Source organism: Thiohalocapsa halophila (assembly GCF_016583825.1).
GTDB classification, from domain to species: Bacteria; Pseudomonadota; Gammaproteobacteria; order Chromatiales; family Chromatiaceae; genus Thiohalocapsa; species Thiohalocapsa halophila.
In genome coordinates, this window is record NZ_NRRV01000235.1 from 1 (window position 1) to 835 (window position 835).

Below are 835 nucleotides of genomic sequence, written 5' to 3' on the forward strand. Positions count from 1 at the left end.
TTGCCTTCTTCGACGAAGTGATGGCGCACGAGCGCTTCGCCGGACGCAGCTGGAGCTCGCAAGCGGAGGAGATCGCCGCCGCGTTGCCTGAGCAGATCTATGTGTCCTTCGATATCGATGGCCTCGACCCGGCCCTGTGCCCGGGTACGGGGACGCCGGTGCCGGGCGGGCTCGGCTTCAACGAGGCCGTCTATCTCCTCGCGTCGGTGGCGCGCTCGGGCCGGCGCATCATCGGCTTCGACCTCGTCGAGGTGGCGCCCGGAGGAGGCCGGGACGGTTGGGACGGCAACGTCGGTGCCCGGATTCTCTACAAATTGATAGGCTGGAGCTTGCGCTCCTTCGGCAGGTAAAACGCGGAGACAGGTGCATGGGGTCAATCACCCGCTTCATCGACCATCACTACCGCCACTTCAACGCCGCTACCCTCAAGGACGCAGCACGTGCGTATAAGGCTCACATTGACTCCGGCAAGAAGATGATGGTGACGCTGGCTGGCGCCATGAGCACGGCCGAGCTCGGACTCTCGCTCGCGGCGATGATCCGCGAGGACAAGGTGCAGGCGATCACCTGCACCGGCGCGAACCTCGAGGAAGACGTCTACAACCTCGTCGCCCACGACTACTACGAGCGCGTACCACACTACCGCTACCTCACCGCGGCCGACGAGCGGGCGTTGCTGGAGCGCAAGTTGAATCGGGTGACCGACACCTGCATCCCGGAGGAAGAAGCGATGCGCCGGGTCGAGTCTTCGCTCCTCGGCCTCTGGAAGTCAGCGGCCGCACGTGGCGAGCGTCGATTCCCGCACCAGTACTTCTACGAGCTGCTGTGCGCCGGG

The 835-nt window shown here is 65.0% G+C and carries 2 protein-coding genes; both read left to right on the top strand.

Features of this window, described 5'->3' with window-relative positions; translation table 11 throughout:
* Positions 1-350 (top strand): arginase family protein (locus tag CKO31_RS26190; RefSeq protein WP_200243891.1); only part of this gene is annotated, 350 nt, incomplete at its 5' end.
* Positions 351-367: 17 nt separating this feature from the next.
* Positions 368-835 (top strand): deoxyhypusine synthase family protein (locus CKO31_RS26195; RefSeq protein ID WP_200243897.1); only part of this gene is annotated, 468 nt, incomplete at its 3' end.